18 protein-coding genes are annotated in these 22,991 nt (G+C 69.5%); 11 read left to right on the forward strand and 7 right to left on the reverse strand.

What is annotated here, in order from left to right; all coding sequences use genetic code 11:
* The first annotated feature begins 31 nt into the window (after positions 1-31).
* The gene (locus FNH21_RS08570; protein WP_152814354.1) at positions 32-2,239 is read left to right on the forward strand and encodes a primosomal protein N'; all 2,208 of its coding nucleotides are present in this window, start codon (positions 32-34) and stop codon (positions 2,237-2,239) included.
* An 87-nt stretch (positions 2,240-2,326) separates the two neighbouring features.
* On the opposite strand, the gene FNH21_RS08575 is transcribed toward FNH21_RS08570, so the two are convergent.
* From FNH21_RS08575 to FNH21_RS08595, 5 genes are read right to left on the reverse strand one after another with little or no spacing between them, the layout of a single operon-like run.
* Positions 2,327-2,611: a hypothetical protein gene (locus FNH21_RS08575; protein ID WP_152814356.1), complete on the reverse strand. Its 285-nt coding sequence runs from the start codon at positions 2,609-2,611 to the stop codon at positions 2,327-2,329.
* A gap of 34 nt (positions 2,612-2,645) precedes the next feature.
* Positions 2,646-3,767, reverse strand: a complete 1,122-nt coding sequence (locus FNH21_RS08580; RefSeq protein ID WP_152814358.1) for a glycosyltransferase family 4 protein — start codon at positions 3,765-3,767, stop codon at positions 2,646-2,648.
* Positions 3,764-4,642, reverse strand: a complete 879-nt coding sequence (locus FNH21_RS08585) for an alpha/beta fold hydrolase (protein WP_152814360.1) — start codon at positions 4,640-4,642, stop codon at positions 3,764-3,766. The genes FNH21_RS08580 and FNH21_RS08585 overlap by 4 nt, the downstream gene beginning before the upstream one ends.
* Positions 4,642-5,475 (reverse strand): aldo/keto reductase, encoded by an 834-nt coding sequence (locus tag FNH21_RS08590; RefSeq protein ID WP_152814362.1) that lies wholly within the window; start codon positions 5,473-5,475, stop codon positions 4,642-4,644. Before FNH21_RS08590 ends, FNH21_RS08585 begins: the two co-directional genes overlap by 1 nt.
* A gap of 58 nt (positions 5,476-5,533) precedes the next feature.
* Positions 5,534-6,532, reverse strand: coding sequence for a sugar-binding transcriptional regulator (locus tag FNH21_RS08595; protein ID WP_152815040.1), 999 nt, complete (start codon positions 6,530-6,532; stop codon positions 5,534-5,536).
* Positions 6,533-6,687: 155 nt separating this feature from the next.
* Here FNH21_RS08595 and FNH21_RS08600 point away from each other — a divergent pair, with 155 nt between their 5' ends.
* From FNH21_RS08600 to holA, 9 genes are all read left to right on the forward strand, one after another.
* Entirely contained in the window at positions 6,688-8,400 is a 1,713-nt protein-coding gene (locus FNH21_RS08600) for a glycerol-3-phosphate dehydrogenase/oxidase (RefSeq protein WP_152814364.1), read from the forward strand.
* Between the two features lie 139 nt (positions 8,401-8,539).
* Positions 8,540-9,286 carry an MIP/aquaporin family protein gene (locus tag FNH21_RS08605; protein ID WP_152814366.1) on the forward strand — a complete coding sequence of 249 codons (747 nt, stop codon included), beginning with the start codon at positions 8,540-8,542 and terminating at the stop codon, positions 9,284-9,286.
* Positions 9,287-9,352: 66 nt separating this feature from the next.
* Positions 9,353-10,870 (forward strand): glycerol kinase GlpK, encoded by a 1,518-nt coding sequence (gene glpK / locus FNH21_RS08610; protein ID WP_152814368.1) that lies wholly within the window; start codon positions 9,353-9,355, stop codon positions 10,868-10,870.
* Between the two features lie 374 nt (positions 10,871-11,244).
* Positions 11,245-13,743 (forward strand): leucine--tRNA ligase, encoded by a 2,499-nt coding sequence (leuS, locus tag FNH21_RS08615; protein ID WP_191931778.1) that lies wholly within the window; start codon positions 11,245-11,247, stop codon positions 13,741-13,743.
* A 43-nt stretch (positions 13,744-13,786) separates the two neighbouring features.
* On the forward strand, positions 13,787-14,647 hold the full coding sequence (locus FNH21_RS08620) for a DegV family protein (protein WP_152814370.1): 861 nt from the start codon (positions 13,787-13,789) through the stop codon (positions 14,645-14,647).
* Between the two features lie 358 nt (positions 14,648-15,005).
* Complete coding sequence (locus FNH21_RS08625) at positions 15,006-15,905, forward strand: helix-hairpin-helix domain-containing protein (RefSeq protein ID WP_152814372.1); 900 nt, start codon at positions 15,006-15,008, stop codon at positions 15,903-15,905.
* A 92-nt stretch (positions 15,906-15,997) separates the two neighbouring features.
* On the forward strand, positions 15,998-16,471 hold the full coding sequence (locus FNH21_RS08630; RefSeq protein ID WP_152814374.1) for a hypothetical protein: 474 nt from the start codon (positions 15,998-16,000) through the stop codon (positions 16,469-16,471).
* A gap of 164 nt (positions 16,472-16,635) precedes the next feature.
* Positions 16,636-18,453: a ComEC/Rec2 family competence protein gene (locus tag FNH21_RS08635; RefSeq protein WP_191931779.1), complete on the forward strand. Its 1,818-nt coding sequence runs from the start codon at positions 16,636-16,638 to the stop codon at positions 18,451-18,453.
* Between the two features lie 207 nt (positions 18,454-18,660).
* Positions 18,661-19,674 (forward strand): DNA polymerase III subunit delta, encoded by a 1,014-nt coding sequence (holA, locus tag FNH21_RS08640; protein ID WP_152814378.1) that lies wholly within the window; start codon positions 18,661-18,663, stop codon positions 19,672-19,674.
* A 223-nt stretch (positions 19,675-19,897) separates the two neighbouring features.
* On the opposite strand, the gene rpsT is transcribed toward holA, so the two are convergent.
* A complete protein-coding gene (gene rpsT / locus FNH21_RS08645) occupies positions 19,898-20,158 on the reverse strand; it encodes a 30S ribosomal protein S20 (protein WP_055771245.1) in 261 nt (86 codons plus the stop codon).
* Between the two features lie 208 nt (positions 20,159-20,366).
* Positions 20,367-20,927 carry a type II toxin-antitoxin system PemK/MazF family toxin gene (locus FNH21_RS08650; RefSeq protein WP_152814380.1) on the reverse strand — a complete coding sequence of 187 codons (561 nt, stop codon included), beginning with the start codon at positions 20,925-20,927 and terminating at the stop codon, positions 20,367-20,369.
* Between the two features lie 188 nt (positions 20,928-21,115).
* Between FNH21_RS08650 and lepA the strand changes: the two genes are divergently transcribed.
* Complete coding sequence (lepA, locus tag FNH21_RS08655; protein ID WP_191931780.1) at positions 21,116-22,969, forward strand: translation elongation factor 4; 1,854 nt, start codon at positions 21,116-21,118, stop codon at positions 22,967-22,969.
* Positions 22,970-22,991 lie beyond the last annotated feature (22 nt).

Consider the following 22,991-nt stretch of genomic DNA (forward strand, 5'->3'; position numbering starts at 1 on the left):
GGACGGGCCGCAGAGGCGGACGGCCGACACCATGACCGACAACGAGAACCGCACCACCGGGCCGTCCCGGCGCGACGGCCAGAGCGGGGGACAACTCTCCCTCCTGCACGGCTTCGGGGCCGCGAACCTCCCGAAGGCGGATCCCGAACGGGCCGCCACCCTGCCGATCGCACGGGTGGTCCTCGACGCGCAGCTCCCTCACCTCGACCGGTATTTCGACTACGCGGTACCGGCGGACATGGACGTCGACGCCCAGCCGGGGGTCAGGGTGAAGGTGCGCTTCGCCGGACGCGAGCACGCCGGTTTCCTCGCCGAACGCGTCGCTCACTCCAGCACGACCGCGACCCTGCTGCCGCTCGGCAAGGTCGTCTCACCGCTGCGGGTCCTGACCCCCGACGTCCTTGCTCTCGCCACGTCGGTCGCCGCACGCTCCGTGGGCACGGTCAGCGACGTCCTGCGGTCCGCGATCCCGCCGCGCATGGCACGCGTCGAGGCGGAGTTCCTGCCGGCCGCAGGATCGGCCAAGGAACACGTTCCGGCGTCGCCCTCCGGCGTCGCGCCCGCATCGGGCAGCTCGGGCAGCTCCGGCAGCTCCGGTGCCTTCGGGCGGTACGCCAACGGCGTGACCTTCCTCCAACACCTTACGGCCGGCGAGGCGCCCCGTGCCGTCCTCACCAGCCTCGGAGGATTCGGGCCGCGCGCCTGGACCGAGGAACTGACCGATGCGGTCGCGGCGACGGTCGCCTCGGGGCGGGGAGCACTCGTCGTCGTGCCCGACCAGCGGGACCTCGCCCGCACCGAAGCCTCCTTCGTGGCGAGGCTCGGGGCCGGGACCGTCGCACGGCTCACGGGTGAGGACGGGGCGACGCCGCGCTACCGGAACTTCCTGCGCCTGCTCCAGGGGTCCGCCCGTGTCGCCGTCGGGACCCGCTCGGCGGCCTACGCCCCCGTGAAGGACCTCGGCCTCGTCTGCCTGTGGGACGACGGCGACGACCAGCACGTCGAGCAACGAGCGCCCTACCAGCACGTCCGGGACGTCCTCCTGCTCCGCGCGGAGCAGGAGGGTGCGGGCATGCTGCTGTCCTCCTTCGCCCGCTCCACCGAGGCTCAGCGCCTCGTCGACACAGGATGGGCGCGTGCCATCCAGGCGGACCGGGCGGAGGTGCGTCGGGCGACCCCGCGTGTGGTGCACGCCGCGGACGCCTTCCAGATGGAGCGGGACCCGCATGCGGCGCAGGCCCGAATCCCGCATGCCGCGTGGGCTGCCGCGCAGGCCGGACTCACCCGCGGGCCGGTGCTCCTGCAGGTGGCCCGGACGGGGTTCTCGCCGGCGCTGGCGTGCGACCACTGCCGGCACCCCGCTCGATGTTCCGCCTGCTCCGGGCCGCTCGCGCAGGGCAGCCGCAACGCCCCGCTGTCCTGCCGCTGGTGTGGCCGGCCCGACAACCACTGGGCCTGCGCCGAGTGCGGCGGCACGCGCGTCCGGGCGACCGTGGCGGGCGCCACGAGGACCGCCGAGGAACTGGGCCGGGCCTTCCCCGGGATCCCGGTGATCTCCTCGGCGGGCGACCACATCATCGACACCGTCCGGGACTCTCCCGCCGTCGTCGTCGCCACACCGGGTGCCGAGCCGGTGGCCGCGGGCGGATACGCGGCGGTCATCCTGCTCGACGGCAACGCCCTGCTCAGCAGGGAGTCGCTGCGTGCGGGCGAGGACGCGCTGAGACGCTGGTTCTCCGCGGCGGCGCTCGCGCGGCCGTCGTCGGACGGGGGCACGGTGGTGATCACGGGCGACGACGACGTCGCCCTGGGCCACCTGGTCCGCTGGGATCCCGCGGGCGCCGCGTCACGCGAACTGGCCGAGCGCCGCGAGCTGGGCCTCCCGCCCGCGGTGCGCTACGCCGTGCTGACCGGCACGCGCGAGGCCCTCACGCACTTCCTCGAGGATCTGGAGCTCGAGGGAGCCGCCCGCGTGGTGGGGCCGGCCCCCATCCCGCCCGACATCCGCCGGGAAGCCGTCCTCGCCGCGCGGTCCTCCGGAGCGCTGCGTGGTGCCGGCAAGAGTGCGCCCTCGACGGAGGTGCTGGCCGGGCAGGGGAGCCACCGTGTCCTGCTGTTCTTCCCCTACCGGGCTGCGGCCGGCATCACCCGGCAGCTGCGTGCCCGCCGCGCGGCGCTCTCCGCCAAGCGGACGGGTGATCCCGTGCACGTCCGGCTCGACGCGCTGGACGTGCTCTGACCGAGTCCGGCCGCGCGCGGTCATCGGCCTCCGAGGTCGGTTCCGGGTGCGCCCCGAGGTGTCGGGTCCGGTCGGGGACACCGTCCGTCACGGCGAGCGCACCGTCCACCCCTCGGAGTCGACCCCGACGACGACGGGCGGTGCGCCGCCGATGCCGTGGGCGCGGAGGGCCGCCACCACGTCGGAGACAGGGGCCGCAAGGACGACGGTCTCGCCCCGGAACCGATCGGCGGCGTCGTCGACGAGGGCACAGACATCCGCCTGCGCCGGGGCGTCGATGGTCCCGGCGATCGTGAGTCGGCCGAGCCAGGCCGGTTCCGGAGCGCCGATCCCGAGCAGGACGACGACGGCAGGGCACTGCAGGTCCGTCACGCGCCCGGCCCGTGTCTGCCCCGGGGGCGCGCGGTCATCGCGATGGACCTCGTCCGGCCCGCGTCCGCGAACCCGGTCTCCGCCGTCCGTGCTCCTCGATGGCGCGGCGGCAGGCGTCGCGCAGCTGACCGGCGGACGCCGACCACGAGTACATGGCGGCCCGCTCGAGGCCCAGGCGTGAGGCCTCCGCCCAGCGCCCGGGCTGGTGGAGCTGACGGACCGCGTCCGCGACCGCCTGCGGATCGGCCGGGTCGACGAACAGCGCCGCATCCCCGCCCACCTCCCGGAAGATCGGGATGTCGCTGGCGATCACGGGCGTGCCGGTCGCCATCGCCTCGATGATCGGCAGGCCGTACCCCTCGGCCCGGGACAGGGTGACCAGCGCAGTGGCGTCGTCCAGCAGGTCCTCGTACTCCGCGTCCGTAACCCCGCCGTGGAAGACGACACTGCCGGCCGGCGCCCGCAGTGCTTCCAGTTCGGCCTGCCGTTCCGGGGTGATGCGGCTCAGGAGGTGGAGCGCGTGTCCGGGAAGCCCGGACATCGAGCGGACGAGCGTCTCGACATTCTTGTAGGGCATGAACGAGCCCATGTAGAGCAGCGACGGCGAGCGGGGAGCCTCGGGATCGCGGCGTCGTCCGGTCGGCTGCGGGGCGTTGCCGACGAGCATGACGGGCCGCCGGGTGAGGCGGTGCGCGGCGATGAGGCCGGCTGTGGTGCGGGAGATCGTGGCGACGACGTCGGCACGGTCCAGCAGCAGCCGCTGGGGCCAGTACGCGCGGTGGTAGAGCCGCCACAGGAGGCGCACCGGCAGGGGAAGGAAGGAGGGCGGCGTCGGGTTCTCGTAGTAGATGAGGTCGTGCAGGGTGAGGACCAGCGGGTAGCGGCGCCCCCAGGAGCCCATGGTCTGCATGGGGCAGACGACGACGTCGGGTCGCAGGGCGTTGATGCGCCGCGCCACGAACAGCTCGGCGGGGGAGAGCGGGCTGCTGATCCGCACGTGCGGTACGTCCGGCAGCAGGGCGAGCTGCCGTGGGTCGCTGATCAGCATGACGACGTCGTCCGTACGAGCGAGGGCCTCGATGAGGCTCGCCCCGTACCGGCTGATGCCGTCGTGGTGGTCGGTCCGCGTGAAGCGGGCGTCGAACAGGATCCTCATGCGGGCAGGGCCTCCAGGAAGGTCTCGATGAGCTGCGCCGCCTCGCGCGGCTTCTCGTAGTGGACGAGGTGTCCGACGTCGGGGATGACCTGGAGGGTCGCGGCAGGGAAGAGCGCGGCGAGTTCCCGCTGGCTCGCGACCGACCCGATGTCGTCCTGCTCGGCGGCGATGAGCAGGACCGGCACGTCGATGTCCTGCGCGCGGTCGCGGACCGTGCCGGAGATCGACGCCTGGAAGGCCTCGAGGACCACGCGCCGGCTCGCGAAGGAGCTGAACCAGGCGTCGTGCTGCCCGTGGATCCAGCGGCGCAGCGTCCGGTCCTTCGTCTTCGCCATGAAGGCGCTCATACCGCGCACGATCACCGGGTTGGCGAGCAGTGCGCGTCCCGCCGCCTCCGGCAGCCGGTCGGCAGCCACGTAGTAGCCCTCCGCGACCCGCGACGCCGCGCGGCTGGGTCCCTCGAGGGCAGGGGTACTGATCGGATTGACCAGCACCAGGACCGCAGCGAGGTCCGGGTCCGCGGCCACCGCCTCGGCCGCGACGATGGACCCGAAGGAGTGACCGAGGAGTATCCGCGGTCCGGGACCGGCGAGTCGCGCGACATGGGCGACGAAGCGGGCATAGGTGCCGACGTCGTGCGTGGAGGTCAGTTCCTGGCCCTGACCGAACCCGGGCAGGTCCGGCAGGACGACCCGGTGGCCCGGCAGCTCCTCGACGAGCCGCAGCAGGCCGTGGTGGTCACCCCGGAAACCGTGCACCATGACGATCGGGGGCGCAGCCGGCGTGGCCGGTCCCGAGGACCTGACGGCGGGGAAGTCCCAGACGCGCTGCAGCGTGCCTTCCCAGCCCGTGGTGCGAACGACGGCCTCGCGCATCAGCCCACCCTGTCCGGGTGGGACCCGAAGCGGCGGCCACGCTCGAGCCCGTCGAGGGCGGCCATCCGGGCGTCGTCGAGCTCGAAGCCGAAGATGTCGAGGTTCGAGGCGATGCGTTCCCGCGTACTGGCCTTCGGGATCGTCAGGATGTCCTGCTGGTGGTGCCAGCGGAGGATCACCTGGGCAGGCGTACGCCCGAGTTCCGCGGCGATGCGGACTATCTCGTCGTCGTCGAGCACGTTGCCGCGCCCCAGGGGGCTCCACGCCTGGGTGGCGATGCCGTGGTCGGCGTGGAAGGCGCGCAGCTCCCGCTGCTGCAGGTAGGGGTGCAACTCCACCTGGTTGAGGACCGGCACCACGTCGGTCTCGTTGATCAGGCGTTCGAGGTGTGACTGCTGGAAATTGGAGACACCGATCGAGCGCACCCGGCCGTCGCCCTGGAGCCGCTCGAGGGCACGCCAGGTCTCCACGTACAGGTCCTTGGAGGGGCAGGGCCAGTGGATGAGGTAGAGGTCCAGCCGGTCGAGTCCGAGGAGGTCCATACTCGCGTCGAAGGCCCGGAGCGTCGCGTCGAAGCCGTGGTCGTCGTTCCACACCTTGGAGGTGATGAAGAGTTCGTCCCGGTCACCCGATCCGAGGTAGTCCCGGACCGCCGCTCCCACGCCGGACTCGTTGCCGTAGAGCGATGCGGTGTCGAGGAGTCGGTAGCCGGCGTCGAGCGCCGTGGAGCAGAGGCGCGCTGTGTCCTCGGGCGGCACCTTGTAGACGCCGTAGCCCACCCGGTCGATCGTTCGTCCGTCGGCGAGTGCGGCGCGGGGCACGGGGGAGCTCATGCGTGCACTCTATCGAGGACGGGGCACGGCCTGCTGCAGTCGTGTCCCGACCGGGCCGTCAGGAGTGCACGAGCCGCCGGGCCGAGCCTTCGTCGAGGATGAGGTCCGTGGCGAGCCCCGCCGCCAGGGCGCCGCGGAGTCCGTTGATCTTGGACTCCCCGGACACCACGCAGATCCGGCGTCGGACCGTGCACAGCTGGTCGAGTTCGGGGCCCGTGCTGCGGGTGTTGAGCACGATGTCGCGATGCGTGCCGTCGGCGCGGAAGAACATCGTGGCCACATCGCCGACCACCTCGTCCGTCTCCAGCGTCTCGAGGTCCTCGCGGTCCAGGTAGCCGCCGCTGTAGACGTGGCTGGGGATCCCCGCCCCGATCGACCCCACGCCGAAGATCGCCATGGTCATGCGCCGCTGCAGGTCGAGGATGCGGCGTACGCTGCGTTCCTCCCACATGGCGGTCTTCGTGGCGGCATGGTCGAAGAAAGCGGGTACGGGGAACTGCTCCACCCGCGCTCCGTAGGCCTGGCCGAAGCGCCGCAGGATCTCGCTGGCGTAGGTGATCCCCGTGGTCTGCGTGTTGCCTGCTCCATTGAGCTGCACGATCGTGCTGTCATGGGTCTGCTTCCGGGTCAGGTGGTGACTCACCGCGCTGAGCGTGGATCCCCACGCGACACCGACGATGGCGTTCGAATCGACGAGGGGGCCGATCGTCCGGGCGGCCTGGATGGCGACGCGGTCGAGCACCTCACTGTCGTTCACGCTGTCGGCCACCGGGACCACGTGCGCCTCCACGCCGAAACGGCGGCTGATCTGCTGCTCCAGCGCAGGAGCCCGGTCGGACGGGTTGTTGACCTGGATCTGCACCAGTCCTGTCTCCCGTGCCATCGAGAGCAGGCGGGAGACGGTGGACCGGGAGGTGCGCAGCTCCCGCGCGATGGCGTTCATCGTGAGGTCCTGCAGGTAGTACATCTGCGCTGCCCTCAGGGCATCGCGCGAGCGGTTGCCCGGTGTGCGGTCGACGCCACCGGCACCGTCCGTCCACCCGTCCTCGATGGTCATCATCCCGTCAGTCTGACGCGCTGTGCACGTTTGTGCAATGCAGTTGACTGTTATTCCCACTGCTCGAAGAATTGATACCGCAGTAAACATTCCCGACATTGAAGTTACGGAGTAGTCCTTTGAGCATTCCAGCCGACCGCACCCCCGGTGAAGGCATGACATCTTCGACGCGCACCGTGGTGCAGGAGCTCAGGGACAACCCCCGGGCATCCGTGCTCATCATCGGTGGCGGCATCAACGGGGTCGGAACCTTCCGCGACCTCGCACTGCAGGGCATCGACGTCGCTCTCGTGGAACGGGGCGACTACTGCCAGGGCGCCTCGGGCGCGTCCTCCCACATGATCCACGGCGGCATCCGCTACCTCGAGAACGGCGAGTTCCGTCTCGTGCGCGAATCGGTCATCGAGCGGAACGCGCTCATGAAGATCGCCCCCCACTACGTCAAGCCGCTGCAGACGACCATCCCGATCTACACCACGTTCTCGGGCATCCTCTCCGCCCCCCTGCGTTTCCTGACGCACAAGCAGGGCAAGCAGGTGGAGCGTGGCGCGGTCCTCATCAAGGCCGGCCTGACCATGTACGACTTCTTCTCGCGTGACGGCGGCAACGTGCCGCGTCACTCCTTCGTCGGTCGCAAGAAGGCGCTCGCCGCCATGCCCGAACTCCGCAAGGACATCAAGTACGCGGCCACCTACTTCGACGCCTCCGTCCACAACCCGGAGCGCCTGACCCTCGACGTCCTGCGCGACGGACAGATCGCGAACCCGGCTGCGCGGGCCGCGAACTACGTCAGTGCCGTCGGCACGACCGACGACGGCGTGCTCCTGCGTGACGAGCTCACCGGTGAGACCTTCGGCTTCCAGGCCGACGTTGTCGTTAACGCCACCGGCGCGTGGACGGACGGCACCAATGCCGCCCTCGGCACCGAGACCCTGTTCATGGGTGGTACCAAGGGCTCGCACATCGTCCTCGACCACCCCGAGCTGCTCAAGGCCTGCAACGGCACCGAGATCTTCTTCGAGCACGTCGACGGCCGGATCGTCCTCATCTACCCCATGGGCGACCGCGTGCTCGTCGGGACCACGGACATCGACGTCGACGTCGAGGAGCAGGCCGTCTGCACGGACGAGGAGATCGACTACTTCTTCGAACTGATCGGCCATGTCTTCCCGGACATCGCGGTCTCGAAGGACGACATCGTCTACAGCTTCTCCGGCGTGCGGCCGCTGCCGCGCCACGACGACACCCAGCCGGGCTTCGTGTCCCGCGACTACCGCATCGAGAAGCGCCAGGAGAAAGTGGGCGACCGCCAGGTCACCACCCTGAGCCTTGTCGGAGGCAAGTGGACCACCTTCCGCGCCCTCTCCGAACACCTCGCCGACGACACCCTTGCCGCTCTCGGGGCTCCTCGCAAGACCTCCACGGCGGGAGTCGCCATCGGTGGTGGCAAGGACTTCCCGACGGACGACGACGCCGAGCGCACGTGGATCCGGAGTGCCGTCCGGCCGGGCTTCGACGAGGCCCGGGTGGACGTTCTGCTCACCCGCTACGGAACACGCGCAAAAGACGTCATCGAATACCTCGCCGAAGGCCCCGACAGGATGTTTAATTCCACGAAGGAGCTGAGTACGCGTGAGCTCGCCTACATGGTGGAGCACGAGCAGATCGGCCACCTGATCGACGTCCTGATCCGCCGTACATCGCTCGCCTTCCGGGGACTCGTCTCCGAGGAACTGCTCTCAGAACTCGCCGGGACCCTGGCCCCCCTGCTGGGGTGGGACGCTGCACGGTCCGCATCGGAGATCGAGCTCGCCGAGAACGTCCTCGCCGAGGCCCACAGGGTTGAGGTCAAAAGCCTGATCGCCTAGCGGCTCCCGCCGCTACGTGATCGAACCGCTGTCACTCGCAGCGGTGCTATGCCAACGGCAGTGGTTGCCGGGGGGAACCAAACGGGTGCCGTCGAGGCGGCGGAACCCGTCGATAAATGAATAGATAGAGGAGTCAAAGATGTCTCTGGAAGTATTTGTTGCCGAAACCTTCGGCACGATGCTGCTGTTGTTGCTCGGTACGGGTGTCGTCGCGAACGTGGCGCTGGCCAAGACCAAGGGTAATAACGGCGGCTTTCTCATGGTCAACTTCGGCTGGGGCCTCGCGGTCTTCGCCGGTGTCTATGTCAGCGCCCTGTCGGGAGCACACCTCAACTTCGCGGTGACGATGGGCCTGCTGTTCAACGGCGACGCGGCCGAATACGCGCCGGGCGTGGACAAGACCTTCGCCACCACCCTGGCCTACCTCGCCGCCCAGATGATCGGTTCGATCCTCGGCGCGGTGCTCTGCTGGCTCTCCTACAAGCAGCACTTCGACGACGAGCCGGATCCCGCCAACAAGCTCGGTGTCTTCGCCACCGGCCCGGCCATCCGTAACTACGGCTGGAACCTGGTCACCGAGATCATCGCCACCTTCGTGCTGGTCCTGGTCATCCTCTCCTTCGGCAACACGCCGTCGGGCCTGGGCCCGCTGGCCGTCGCCCTCCTCGTGGTCGGCATCGGCGCTTCGCTCGGTGGCCCCACCGGGTACGCCATCAACCCGAACCGTGACCTCGGGCCGCGTATCGCGCACGCCTTCCTGCCGATCAAGGGCAAGGGTGGCAGCGACTGGGGCTACGCCTGGGTGCCCATCGTCGGCCCGATCATCGGCGGCGCACTCGCGGGTATCGTCATCCAGTTCATCTCGTTCCCCGTCCCCGCCGCCTAGGCCCCGACGCCAGCATCGCGGTCGTCACCGACCGCCACCACTTGTCATCCAATGAAGGAGTAGGACATGTCGCAGCAGTACGTCATCGCCATCGACCAGGGCACCACTTCCAGCAGGGCCATCGTCTTCGACCATAAGGGCGACATCGTGTCCTCGGGTCAGAAGGAGCACGAGCAGATCTTCCCGAAGGCCGGGTGGGTGGAGCACGACCCCGCCGAGATCTGGGACAACACCCGCGAGGTCATCGGTACGGCACTCTCGAAGGCCAACCTGACCCGCCACGACATCGCCGCGGTGGGCATCACGAACCAGCGCGAGACCGCCGTCGTGTGGGACAGGACCACCGGCAAGGCCGTCTACAACGCGATCGTCTGGCAGGACACCCGCACCCAGAACATCGTCGACGAACTCGCGAAGGACGGGGGCGTGGAGCGGTACAAGTCGAAGGTCGGACTTCCGCTGGCCACCTATTTCTCGGGGACCAAGATCAAGTGGATCCTGGACAACGTCGACGGCGCGCGTGCCAAGGCCGAGGCCGGTGACCTCATCTTCGGCAACACCGATTCATGGGTCACCTGGAACCTGACGGGCGGTGTGGACGGCGGCGTCCACATCACCGATGTCACCAACGCGTCGCGCACGCTCTTCATGGACCTCGAGACACTGTCGTGGGACGAGTCGATCCTCGCCGATTTCGGCGTGCCCCTGTCGATGATGCCCGAGATCAAGTCCTCCTCCGAGGTCTACGGCTCGGTCCACACCTCTCAGCTGCTCCGCGAGACCCCGGTGGCCGGCATCCTCGGTGACCAGCAGGCGGCGACCTTCGGTCAGGCGGCATTCGACAAGGGTGGCGCGAAGAACACCTATGGCACCGGCAACTTCATGATCGTCAACACCGGCGAGGAGATCGTCCACTCGAAGAACGGTCTGCTCACCACGGTCTGCTACCGGCTCGGTGACGCGAAGCCCGTCTACGCGCTCGAGGGATCGATCGCCGTCACGGGTTCGCTCATCCAGTGGCTCCGTGACAACCTCGGCATCATCAAGAGCGCGCCCGAGGTCGAGCAGCTCGCCACGACGGTCGACGACAACGGCGGCGTGTACATCGTCCCCGCGTTCTCCGGCCTGTTCGCGCCGTACTGGCGCTCGGATGCGCGCGGTGCGATCGTCGGCCTGACCCGGTTCGTCAACAAGGGCCACATCGCCCGCGCCGCTCTCGAGGCGACGGCGTTCCAGACCCGCGAGGTGCTGGACGCAGCGAACGCCGACTCCGGAGTCAACATGGAGGACCTGAGGGTCGACGGCGGCATGGTCGCCAACGACGCTCTCATGCAGTTCCAGGCGGACATCCTCGGTATCCCCGTGATCCGTCCGAAGGTCACGGAGACCACGGCTCTCGGTGCCGCCTACGCCGCGGGCCTCGCCGTCGGGTTCTGGAAGGACACCGACGAGCTGGCCACCAACTGGGCCGAGGACAAGCGCTGGAACCCGTCCATGGACGACGCCGAGCGTGATCGCCAGCTGCGCCTCTGGAAGAAGGCCGTCACCAAGACCTTCGACTGGGTCGACGAGGACGTCAGCTAGCACGGGCGCCCCCACGGGGCACCTGGCACCACTCGACAGCGCCCGGTCCGACCTTCGACGGCCCGGGCGCTGTCAGGCCGCTCGTAGGTCGGGTGCGGTCGTGCTCCTGTCGATCGGGCGCCGTCGTCGCTGCCGCCACCGCTGCGCACACTGCTAAACTGTCCGCATGTCCCGGAACCTCCTGCTTACCTAGCCGCACGGTCTCGACCGTGCGGCGGCCCCTCCTGTGTGAGGGGCTTTTGTGTGTCCGGCGCAGGGTGCGTCGGATCCCCGGTTCCGGATCGCAGGACGAAAGGCAGGAGCAGCATCACCCCGCGCGTCCCGTCGCCTTCCACCACGTTCCACCAGGTTCCACCGACAGAACAGGTCACACAGTGAGCACCAATCCCGAGGTCGCCCAGCCGGACGAGAACACCTACGACGTCGCCGCCATCGAGGCGCGATGGCCGGCGGTCTGGGACGAGCTCCGGGCCTTCGCCCCGGCGGATGACGGCTCACGGGAGCGACGTTACGTGCTCGACATGTTCCCCTACCCCTCCGGAGACCTGCACATGGGCCATGCGGAGGCCTTCGCCATGGGTGACGTTGCCGCGCGCTTCTACCGGCAGAAGGGCTACGACGTCCTGCACCCGATCGGCTGGGACTCCTTCGGGCTGCCCGCCGAGAATGCCGCCATCAAGCGGAACGCGCACCCGGCGGAGTGGACCTACGCCAATATCGAGACGCAGGCCCACTCGTTCAAGCGCTACGCCATCAGCGCCGACTGGGAGCGCCGCCTGCACACCTCGGATCCCGAGTACTACCGCTGGACCCAGTGGCTGTTCGTCCGGTTCTTCCAGAAGGGCCTCGCCTACCGTCGCAACTCGCCGGTCAACTGGTGCCCGAAGGACCAGACCGTCCTCGCGAACGAGCAGGTCATCAACGGTGCGTGTGATCGCTGCGGCACGATGGTCACCAAGAAGAACCTGAACCAGTGGTACTTCAAGATCACCGACTACGCCGACCGCCTGCTGGATGACATGGAGCAGCTGAAGGGTCACTGGCCCGAGCGGGTGCTGGCCATGCAGCGCAACTGGATCGGCCGGTCGGAAGGCGCGCACGTGCGCTTCCGCATCGAGGCCGATGCCGACCAGGCGGCGTCGGACGTGGCCGTGTTCACGACACGTCCCGACACCCTGTACGGGGCGACGTTCTTCGTCGTCGCCGCGGATGCCGACCTGGCCCTGGACCTGGTCACGCCCGCGCACCGTGCCGAACTGGAGGCGTATCGCGAACAGGTCAAGGGCCTGTCCGAGATCGAGCGCCAGGCCACCGAGCGTGAGAAGACGGGGGTCTTCACGGGCCGCTACGCCGTGAACCCCCTGACCGGGGAGAAGCTGCCGGTCTGGGCCGCTGACTACGTGCTGGCCGACTACGGCACGGGCGCCATCATGGCGGTACCCGCACACGACCAGCGTGACCTCGACTTCGCCCGCGCCTTCGACCTGCCCGTGCGCACCGTCGTGGACACCGGTGCGGAGGATGCCGCCGCGACCGGTGTCGCCACCACCGGCGAGGGCACGCTGGTCAACTCCGGCGAGCTGACCGGCCTGGACAAACCCACCGCCATCCGCCGCGCCGTCGAACTGATCGAGGAACAGGGGACGGGCGAGCACACCATCAACTACCGGCTCCGCGACTGGCTGCTGTCCCGTCAGCGGTTCTGGGGTACGCCCATCCCGATCATCCACTGCCCGTCCTGCGGCGAGGTACCCGTACCGGACGACCAGCTTCCCGTGACGCTGCCCGAGGGGTTGCGCGGGGAGTCACTCGCGCCGAAGGGCACCTCGCCCCTGGCCGCCGTCGAGGACTGGGTGAACGTCTCCTGCCCGTCCTGCGGCGGCGCCGCGAAGCGCGACACCGACACCATGGACACCTTCGTCGACTCGTCCTGGTACTACCTGCGCTTCGTGAACCCGGACCTGGAGACGGCACCGTTCGACACGGACGCCGTCAACCGCTGGCTGCCGGTCGGCCAGTATGTCGGCGGCGTGGAGCACGCCATCCTGCACCTGCTCTACAGCAGGTTCTTCACCAAGGTGCTGTTCGACCTCGGCATGGTCGGCTTCACCGAGCCCTTCAGCGCACTCCTCAACCAGGGGCAGGTGCTCAATGGCGGCAAGGCGATGAGCAAGTCGCTCGGCAACGGCGTGGACCTGGGGGAGCAGCTCGACCGCTACGGCGTCGACGCGGTGCGCCTCACCATGGTGTTCGCGTCCCCGCCCGAGGACGACGTCGACTGGGCGGACGTCTCGCCGTCGGGCTCCGCGAAATTCCTGGCCCGTGCCTGGCGCCTGGGGAACGACGTGACGAGTGCGGTCGGGTCCGACCCGGCAACGGGCGATCGCGCGCTGCGGTCGGTGACGCACCGGACGGTCTCCGACGCCGCCGAGCTGATGGAGGCCAACAAGTTCAACGTGGTTATCGCCAGGCTCATGGAGCTGGTCAACGCGACGCGGAAGGCGATCGATTCCGGCGCCGGCGGTGCGGATCCCGCCGTCCGGGAGGCCACCGAGGCCGTCGCGATCCTGCTCAGCCTGTTCGCGCCCTACACGGCCGAGGACCTGTGGAACCGGTTGGGCCACGAGGCCACGGTGGCGACGGCCGGATGGCCGGCGGTGGACCCCGCGCTCCTCACGCAGGCGACCGTCGTCGCCGTCGTGCAGGTGCAGGGCAAGGTCCGTGACCGCCTGACGGTGTCGCCCGACATCACCGAGGAGGAGCTGCGGGAGCTGGCCCTGGCGAGCGAGCAGGTGCAGCGGGTCCTGGACGGCCGGGGCATCCGCACGGTGATCGTGCGGGCGCCGAAGCTGGTCAACATCGTCCCGGCCTGATGTCTACCGCTCCGGGTGCGGCACGCACGATCGGCGTACGCCGGTGCGGATAGCGGTCGTCACCGATTCGGCGGCCGGCTTCGCTCCCGAATGGAGCGCGGCCGGCGGCCTCGCCGACGGCGTCCGGGTGGTGGCCATGCCGGTGCTCGTCGGCCACGACATCCTGACGGGTGAGCACGATGACGTCACCGCACCCCTGATGGTCGCCCTCGCCGCCGGTGCGGACGTGAGGACCTCGCGGCCCTCGCCCGGCCAGTTCGACCGTGTCTACCGTTCCCTCGCGGAGGAGGGGTACGACGGCGTCGTCAGCGTGCACCTCTCGGGCCAGCTGTCCGGCACCGTCGAAGCGGCGAGGATGGCGTCCTCGCGATCCGTCCTGCCTATCGAGGTGATCGACACGAGGACGGCCGGGATGGCCCAGGGCCGGGCTGCCCTCTCGGCGCTGGCGGCAGTGCAGAGGGGTGGGGACCTGCAGACCGCCGCTGCCGCCGCCGCGATGGCTGCCCGGGCCTCCGCCCTCTATTTCTACGTCCCGAGCCTGGAGCAGCTACGCCGCGGCGGGCGCATCCCTGCCGCGGCCGGCTGGCTCGGCACGCTGCTCTCGGTCCGGGTGATCCTGCACGTCCAGGGTGGACGGCTCGTACCCCTGGAACGCCTCAGGTCGGCACCGAAGGCCCTGCAGCGGCTGGAGGAGGTGGTCCTCGCGGACGCCGCTGCGCGGGTCGGTGCGGTGGACCTCACGGTGCACCACTTCGGCAACGAGGCGGAAGCTGTCGCGCTGGCAGGACGGATCGAGGCCGCCGGTGGGGGCAGGGTCACCACCGCTCCCTGCCCGTCGGTGCTCGCGGCCCATGCCGGTCTCGGTGTCGTCGCCGTCACCGTGAGTCCGTCGGTTAGATCATGAGTCAGTCGGTTCGTCGGTTCGTCGGTTCGACCGTGAGTCCGTCGGTTCGACCGTGAGCCCGCCCGTCCGGTACCCGGTCCGTTCCGTCGGTCCGTTTATCTGGTCTGTCCGGCCTGCCTGTGCCGCACTCCTGGCTGCGTTGTCCACATAGTCGCATCCGGCCGCGAAGGCCATGCGGCCGGCTCCTAGCGTTACCTCCATGGGAAAGCACCGATGGCCGACGACCGGCGACGCAGACATCCCAACGGTGGCGCAGGATGTCCGGGGACGACTGCGCCTCCGTATGCGCAGTGACAGTGACGATGGGTCGAGCGATTCCTCCGATCCGGCCGGCCGGCGATCCTCGTTCCATCCCACCGTGTCCGAGCAGGACGAGGACGAATGGCCGTCGGAGGACGATGACGGCGTGGTGGAACGTCGTCCAGCCGTGACCCGGGGGCTGCAGTGGCGTGTCGCCCGATCTGCGGCACTGGTCTTCCTCGGGATCGCACTGGCGGTCGGCGCGGCCCTGTTCCTCGTCCGCAGTTCGGAACCGTCGGCCGCGGCGATGTCGATCGAGCTCGAGGGCCCGCACGAAACCGTCGGGACCGAACGCGACAGCACCGACGACACCGACGACACCGACACCCGGGACGCCCCTGACAATACTGAGGGCGCCGCTGCCGACGGCGCAGCGGTGCCCTCCGCAGTATCGACCGTGCCACCCCCTGGCGGGGCCGGCGAGGGTCGTGACGAGGTGCCCCACACGCTCTGGGTCTATGTCACCGGTGCAGTCGCAGTACCGGGAGTCGTGGAGGTCGACGCCGACGCGCGTCTTGCCGATGTCCTCGAAGCAGCCGGTGGTGCCTTGCCGGAGGCCGACCTCGAACGGGTGAATCTGGCGGCGCGGCCGGCCGACGGGCAGCATCTTCACCTCCTGGCCGTCGGCGAGGAAGCACCGGTGATCCCCGAGGGCCTGCAGAACCCGACGCCGCTGGGCACGCCGGCCGAGCCAGGTGGCGAGGACCGCCCGCCCGAGGGCCGCCCCGACGGCACTGACAACCCGACCGGGACGTCAGGCGCCGGTCTCATCGATATCAATGCGGCGACGCTCGCCGAGATCGAGACCCTTCCACGCGTGGGCCCGGTGCTCGGTCAGCGAATCCTGGACTGGCGGACGGAGCACGGTCCCTTCATGCAGGCCTCCGATATCGAAGCGGTACCGGGCATCGGGCCTGCCCTGCTCGAGGGGATCCTGCCGCTCATCGTGGTGCAGTGATCCGGCGGGCGGCGGCCGCAAGGGAGCCCCTGGCAGCCCGCGGGACCGGTCCGTCGCGATGGACGGCTGACCTGCGTCTCCTCCCGTCAGCCGTGGCCGCCTGGGCGGCAGCGGCCATTGCGAGCGGGGGAACGGCAGCGGGCTCGACGGCATGGGGGCTGGGCACTGCGGCACTCGCCCTGATCCTTGTGGTCTTCGTCGTCGTACTCCGCCGGCGGCTGGCCGGGCGATGGTCCGCAGGGCTCGCCCACGGACTGGTTCCCGTCGCGACGATCGCCTTCGTCCTGCTGGCCACGGGTGGGAGCCTCGCTCGTGCAGAGGCCGGTCCGGTGTCGGGCGCCGTCCGCAGCGGGTCTCCGATCACTGCCGTGCTGCGTGTCACGGGGGAGCCGTCCGCTCTACCTGCGGGCGCCTTCGGGGACGGTGAGCGGTTCCTCGTCGACGCCGACGTCGTCGGAGGGGTCCTGCGGGGGTCCGGTTCACCTCGGCGACGCCCGTCGTGGTGCTGGGCGGAGCACCGTGGTCAACGGTGGGAACGGGTGACAGCGTGCGAGTGCTCGGCGTGATGGAGCCGAGCGACCGGCCGGGCCGGGCGACCGCGATGTTCCTCCCGTCGAGCAGGCCGACCATTGTGCGAGCCACCGGCTGGCTCGGCACCACGGATACGCTCCGGGCGGATTTCCGCAGCGCAGCGGAGCAGGACGGGCGCGATCGGGGTCTCCTCCCAGGGATGGTTCTCGGCGATAGGACTGCACTGGACCCCGCTCTGGAGTCGAACATGAAGACCACCGGACTGACGCATCTGACGGCGGTCAGCGGGGCGAACTGCTCCTACGTGCTGGCCTTCACGTTCATCGGGCTCAGGGTTGCGAGGACACCCCGGGCCGTTGCGGCGGCGGGCGCGGTCCTGGCCCTTGCCGCCTTCGTCTTCCTGGTGCGGCCGGAGCCCAGCGTGCTCAGGGCCGCCGTCATGGGGGCCATCGGTGTCGCCGCGGTCCTGTCCGGCAGGGGGAAGGTCTCGCTGACACTGCTGATGCTGTCGATCATCATCCTGCTGGCCGTCGATCCCTGGCTGTCGGTGTCGTTCGCGTTCATGCTGTCGGTCGCTGCAACCCTCGGACTCGTCATCGCTGGTCCGTCGGTGGTCGAGTCGACGTGCCGCGTCATGCCCCGCGTCCTCGCCCAGCTCCTGGCGATCCCGCTGACGGCCCAGCTGTTCTGCACGCCGATCCTCGTCCTGCTCCAGCCGTCGCTGCCGGTGTACTCGCTGCCGGCGAACGTCGCCGCCTCGCCCGTCGTGCCGGCGATCACGCTCCTCGGGATGGTGTCCGTCCTCGCTCTCGCGGGCGCACCGGCGCTCGCGCACCCCCTCGTCATCGCGGCGCAGTGCGGCACACGGTGGGTCGGAGCCGTGGCCGACACGTTCGCCGACTTGCCGGGCACCTCCGTGCCGTGGGCCACCGGCCCGGTCGGCGTCGTACTCGCCGCACTGGCCTCGGCGGTGGTGCTGTCGCTGCTGATCAGGAAGCCGGGAAGCTCGACGGCACCGCTCAAGACCCCTTACCGGCCGCTCGATCGGCGACGGCCGCCGTGGGAATACGCGGCTCCTGACACGGGAGGCGCCGGCCCGTCCGCTCCTGTCATGTCGCACCCGGGGGGAGCGGCAGGCACCCCTGCGTCCCCTCCACGGTCTCGTACGCATGCGGATGCCGTGAGCATGGCCCACTCGCAGCGACGACGCAGCGGCCGGTGCCGGGCGGCTGTTGCCACCTGCGTCGTCCTTGCCGTGGTGGTGGGCGCCATCGTCAATCACGCCCGGCAGCCTGCTGCGCCCTCCGACTGGTTGCTCGCCGTCTGCGATGTCGGGCAGGGAGACGGCCTTGTCGTCCGGACGAAAGCCGGGCACGCCCTCGTGGTCGATACCGGGCCGGACCCGGACGCCATGGACCGGTGTCTCGACCGGCTGGCGGTGGACGTCATCGACGCCCTCGTCATCACCCACCTCCATGACGACCACTACGGCGGCACCGCCGGAGCGGTTCGCGGCAGGACCGTCGAGGCGCTCTACTACTCCACCGGCGAGGAGGGCCTCCCGCGAGAGCTGGCCGACGCGGCCTCGGAAGCCGGGGTGCTGCCGACAGAGCTCGATGGCGGCACGGCGCTGGACCTCGATGGCGTGAAGGTGGACGTCCTCTGGCCCGAGGGGCCAGTGAGCGGCGGCGAGGAGAACGATGCGAGCGCCGTGCTCGATCTGCTCGTCGACACCCCACGCCGTCCGGTGCGGATCCTCCTCACGGGCGATCAGGAGGAGGACATGGCGGCCCGCATGATCGCTGCCACGCCGGCTCTCCATGAGGGGGTGGACGTCCTGAAGATCGCCCATCACGGGGCGAGGAACGGCGGGACCGTCCTGATCGACGGGCTCCACCCGCGCCTGGCCGTCATCTCCGTCGGAGCGGACAACGACTACGGGCACCCGCACCCCATGATCGTCAGAGCACTGGAGACCGCGGGCGTCCCGACTGCGCGCACCGATGAACTCGGCTGATTCCTCATCCGTATCGCGGGGAACCGTCTCGAGGTGAGGCCGCTCGGCTGACGGGAGAATCCTGCGTCGAGCGGGCGCAAGCACCACGCGATGACTGTGGAGGCGGAGAACGGACGTGACCAGGATCAGGAGACCCGAGGACGGGTTGGAGGCGCGGCGCCATCGTGCAACAGTAGGTACCGATCTTTTCGAGAGGAACTGCGCTTCATGGCGACAAGAACACCGGCGAGCCGCGCGGGCAGCGCCGCGCAGGCCCCGACCCCCTGGCGTGACGTCCGGCCTGCCGCTGTGGTGCTGCTGTCCGGGCCTGAGGACTACCTCGCGTCGAAGGCGGCAGAGTCCATCCGCCATCAGGTCAGGACCGCCCAGCCCGGCGCGGAGCTCGTGCGGTTCGATGCGGGCACCTACGAGGCCGGAACGCTCACGATGCACGCGAGCCCATCGCTGTTCGGCGACTGGAAGATCATCGAGGCGGCCGGCCTCGCGCAGATGAACGACGCTTTCCTGGTCGACGCCCTGGCGTACCTGACGGATCCGGCGCCCGACGTCGTGCTGGTCCTGCGGCACGCAGGAGGGAACCGGGGCAAGAAGCTGCTCGACGCAGTCCGTGCCGCCCAGGCCACGATCGTGGACTGTCAGCCCCTCAAGAAGGACGGTGAGAAAGCCGAGTTCGTCACCGCCGAGTTCAAGCGGGCCAAGCGCCGCATCGACCCGGACGCGGTTCGTGCGCTCGTCGCCGCCGTGGGCTCACAGCTGGCGGAACTGGCGGCGGCCTGTCAGCAGCTGATGGCCGATACCGCTGTGGATGTCACCGCCGAGCTTGTCGAGCAGTACTACGGCGGCCGTGTGGAGGCGACGGGATTCAAGGTCGCCGACGCAGCGCTCGCAGGCCGGACGGCTCAGGCACTGTCCATGCTCCGTCATGCCCTGGCCACCGGCGCGGACCCGGTGCCGATCGTCGCGGCCCTCGCCATGAAGGTCAGGGCCGTCGCGAAGGTCCACGGGGTGCGTGGTTCCTCCGCCCAGCTCGCCCGGGACCTCGGCATGGCGCCATGGCAGGTGGACCAGGCGCGAAGGGAGGCTCAGCGCTTCAGCTCCGACGCCCTGGCCCGCGCCATCAGGGCTCTGGCGGAAGCGGATGCGCAGGTCAAGGGGGAGTCCCGTGACCCGGTGTACGCCGTCGAGCGTGCCGTGACCGTCATCGCGCTCGGCGACGGCTGAGGGTCGGGACGGCGGCGTCCCGCCCGGGAGGGCGACCGGCCGGCCCCGCGCGTGGCGGTCGAGCCGCGTCGTGTGACGATCCATCGGCGCTCGTCAGGTGCTCCTGACCCCTCCGGGATGAGCGCCGGGTGGGGGATGCAGGTCGCCTGCAGTCGGACGTCAGCCCGGACGACGAAGGGCCGGCTCCCTGTGGAGCCGGCCCTTCGTCACTGAGGTCCGCAGCTTAGAGCGCGTTGACCTTCTTGGAGATCGCGGACTTGCGGTTCGCTGCGTTGTTCCTGTGCAGGACACCCTTGCTGACAGCCTTGTCGAGCTTGCGGCTGGCGGCCTGGAGGGCCGTTGCGGCAGCGTCCTTGTCAGCACCTTCGACGGCCGTGTTCACGGCGCGGATGGCGGTCTTCAGCTCGGACTTGACCGAGTTGTTGCGCTGCCTCGCCTTCTCGTTGGTGAGGATGCGCTTCTTCTGGGACTTGATATTTGCCACGTATGAGAACTTTCTTTGTATTGCGGACTGGGTCGTGAGGGTATTTCGGCCAACCGGAGACTGAGCGGCGTGGGGATACCGTGCGGTGATCGGCCAAAGTGCCCGAAGACCTGCGCGGACACACAGCTGTCAAGGTTACCAGAAACGCACCGGGCAGAGGACCTTCGAGGCAGGGTGAGCCGGTGATCAGTGCAGGATCATTGCAGGATCATTGCAGGAGATGGGCAGGTACGGCGGCGATCACGCGCTCGAAGCGCTCACGCGGGAGGACCGAGCCCTCACGCCTGATGTCCGCGGCGGACAACCGCAGCACGCGGTCCACCTTCACCTCGCTCGGCCGGCCCTGCCGGTCCCAGCCTCCGGTACCGACGTCCACATACCTGTCGTCGTGGTCCCGCTCGTTGTTGCGGTCCCGGCTGGTCAGCATGAGCCCGAGCAGGTCCGTGCCCGACCGGCCGATGAGGAGCACCGGGCGGTCCTTGCCCTGCGTCGGATCATCCTCGTAGGCGACCCATGACCAGACGATCTCGCCGGGATCCGGGTCACCGTCCGCGGAGGGCGAGTAGGAGACGACGGCCTTGAGGCGGCGCGCCGAAGCGTCCGGGCGGGCGGCGGGCCGCTTCGTCGAGGTCGACGACGGGTTCGTCGCGCGTCCGGCGTCCCGGGTGCCGCCCCCGCCCGTGCGACGGTCCGTCGTCCTCGATGGGCGGGCCACCACCCGAAGGACGTCGCGGGCGAGTGACACGAGGGCGTTGACCGAGAATGCCATGCAGCGATCCTACCGAGCCGGCCCAGGCGGGCTGCGGGGCCCGCCGTCGTGCGTCCTCGCGCGATTGTCGGGGCCGACCGGCGTCGTGGGAGACTAGGGGCAGGCCGCCGCGACCGGGCGGGTCGCCGCACGAGGGTGACCGCTCGCCCAGTACGCCGACCCCCGTCCCGTCGAAGTGAGGAACACACGTGTCACCCATGGCCCGCACCGCGCCGGTGCCTGCCGCCACCGATCCGGCGATCATCAGGAACTTCTGCATCATCGCCCACATCGATCACGGGAAGTCCACCCTGGCTGACCGCATGCTCCAGCTCACGGGTGCCGTCGAGCAGCGGGACATGAAGGCGCAGTACCTCGATCGCATGGACATCGAGCGCGAGCGCGGCATCACCATCAAGTCCCAGGCCGTGCGTCTCCCCTGGGAGGTCGACGGGACCGCCTACGCGCTGAACATGATCGACACCCCCGGGCACGTCGACTTCACCTACGAGGTCTCGCGGTCCCTCGCGGCGTGTGAGGGGGCCATCCTCCTCGTGGACGCCGCGCAGGGCATCGAGGCCCAGACCCTGGCGAACCTGTACCTCGCCATGGAGAACAATCTGACGATCATCCCGGTCCTCAACAAGATCGACCTCCCGGCAGCGCAGCCGGAGAAGTACGCGGCCGAGATCGCGAGCCTCATCGGCGGCGAACCCGAGGACGTCCTCATGGTGTCCGGTAAGACCGGTGTCGGCGTCGAGGCGCTGATGGACAAGATCGTGCGTGACCTTCCCGCACCGACCGGCGATCCGAACGCGCCGGCACGCGCCATGATCTTCGACTCCGTGTACGACACCTACCGCGGTGTGGTCACCTACGTCCGCGTGGTGGACGGCAAGCTGAGCCCCCGTGAGCGCATCCAGATGATGTCGACGCGCGCGAGCCACGAACTGCTCGAGATCGGCGTGAGCTCGCCCGAGCCGAAGCCCTCCAAGGGACTCGGTGTGGGCGAGGTCGGCTACCTCATCACGGGCGTGAAGGACGTGCGCCAGTCGAAGGTCGGCGACACCGTCACCAACCTGCAGAAGCCGGCCTCGGAGTCGCTCGGCGGCTACGAGGACCCGAAGCCCATGGTGTTCTCCGGGCTGTACCCGCTCGACGGCACCGACTACCCGGTGCTGCGCGACGCCCTCGCGAAGTTCACGCTGAACGACGCCGCGCTCGTCTACGAGCCCGAGACCTCGGCCGCGCTCGGGTTCGGGTTCCGTGTCGGCTTCCTCGGCCTGCTGCACCTCGAGATCACGCGCGAGCGCCTCGAACGCGAATACAACCTCGACCTCATCTCCACGGCTCCCAACGTGGAGTACGACGTCACGCTCGAGGACAAGCGCGTCCTGAAGGTCACCAACCCGAGCGAGTACCCGGTGGGGAAGATCGCCGAGGTCCGGGAGCCCATGGTGTCCGCGACCATCCTCGCGCCGTCGGAGTTCGTCGGCGCCATCATGGAGCTGTGCCAGCAGCGCCGCGGCGTGCTGGGCGGCATGGACTACCTGTCCGAGGACCGCGTGGAGATCAGGTACCGACTGCCCCTCGCGGAGATCGTCTTCGACTTCTTCGACCTCCTGAAGTCGAAGACCCGCGGCTACGGCTCGCTGGACTGGAAAGCCGACGGCGACCAGGTCTCGGACCTCGTCAAGGTCGACATCCTGCTGCAGGGCGAGCAGGTCGACGCCTTCAGCGCCATCACCCACCGGGACAAGGCGTATGCCTACGGCGTGATGATGACGGGGAAGCTGCGCGAACTGATCCCGCGCCAGCAGTTCGAGGTGCCCATCCAGGCGGCCATCGGCGCCCGCATCATCGCCCGCGAGAGCATCCGGGCCATCCGCAAGGACGTCCTCGCCAAGTGCTACGGCGGTGACATCACCCGTAAGCGCAAGCTCCTCGAGAAGCAGAAGGAGGGCAAGAAGCGCATGAAGATGGTGGGTCGCGTCGAGGTTCCCCAGGAGGCGTTCATCGCCGCACTGTCCTCGGACGAGTCCAAGGACAAAGCTAAGAAGTGACGTTCCACCCCTCGAAGGAGGC

Source organism: Arthrobacter bussei, assembly GCF_009377195.2.
GTDB lineage: Bacteria > Actinomycetota > Actinomycetes > Actinomycetales > Micrococcaceae > Arthrobacter_D > Arthrobacter_D bussei.

Bases quoted from the DNA above. Each gene is read 5' to 3' on its own strand.
- FNH21_RS08570 (WP_152814354.1), top strand. From the start codon at position 32: ATGACCGACAACGAGAACCGCACCACCGGGCCGTCCCGGCGCGACGGC.
- FNH21_RS08580 (WP_152814358.1), bottom strand. From the start codon at position 3,767: ATGAGGATCCTGTTCGACGCCCGCTTCACGCGGACCGACCACCACGAC.
- FNH21_RS08585 (WP_152814360.1), bottom strand. From the start codon at position 4,642: ATGCGCGAGGCCGTCGTTCGCACCACGGGCTGGGAAGGCACGCTGCAG.
- FNH21_RS08590 (WP_152814362.1), bottom strand. From the start codon at position 5,475: ATGAGCTCCCCCGTGCCCCGCGCCGCACTCGCCGACGGACGAACGATC.
- FNH21_RS08595 (WP_152815040.1), bottom strand. From the start codon at position 6,532: ATGACCATCGAGGACGGGTGGACGGACGGTGCCGGTGGCGTCGACCGC.
- FNH21_RS08600 (WP_152814364.1), top strand. From the start codon at position 6,688: ATGACATCTTCGACGCGCACCGTGGTGCAGGAGCTCAGGGACAACCCC.
- FNH21_RS08605 (WP_152814366.1), top strand. From the start codon at position 8,540: ATGTCTCTGGAAGTATTTGTTGCCGAAACCTTCGGCACGATGCTGCTG.
- glpK (WP_152814368.1), top strand. From the start codon at position 9,353: ATGTCGCAGCAGTACGTCATCGCCATCGACCAGGGCACCACTTCCAGC.
- FNH21_RS08635 (WP_191931779.1), top strand. From the start codon at position 16,636: ATGGTTCTCGGCGATAGGACTGCACTGGACCCCGCTCTGGAGTCGAAC.
- holA (WP_152814378.1), top strand. From the start codon at position 18,661: ATGGCGACAAGAACACCGGCGAGCCGCGCGGGCAGCGCCGCGCAGGCC.
- FNH21_RS08650 (WP_152814380.1), bottom strand. From the start codon at position 20,927: ATGGCATTCTCGGTCAACGCCCTCGTGTCACTCGCCCGCGACGTCCTT.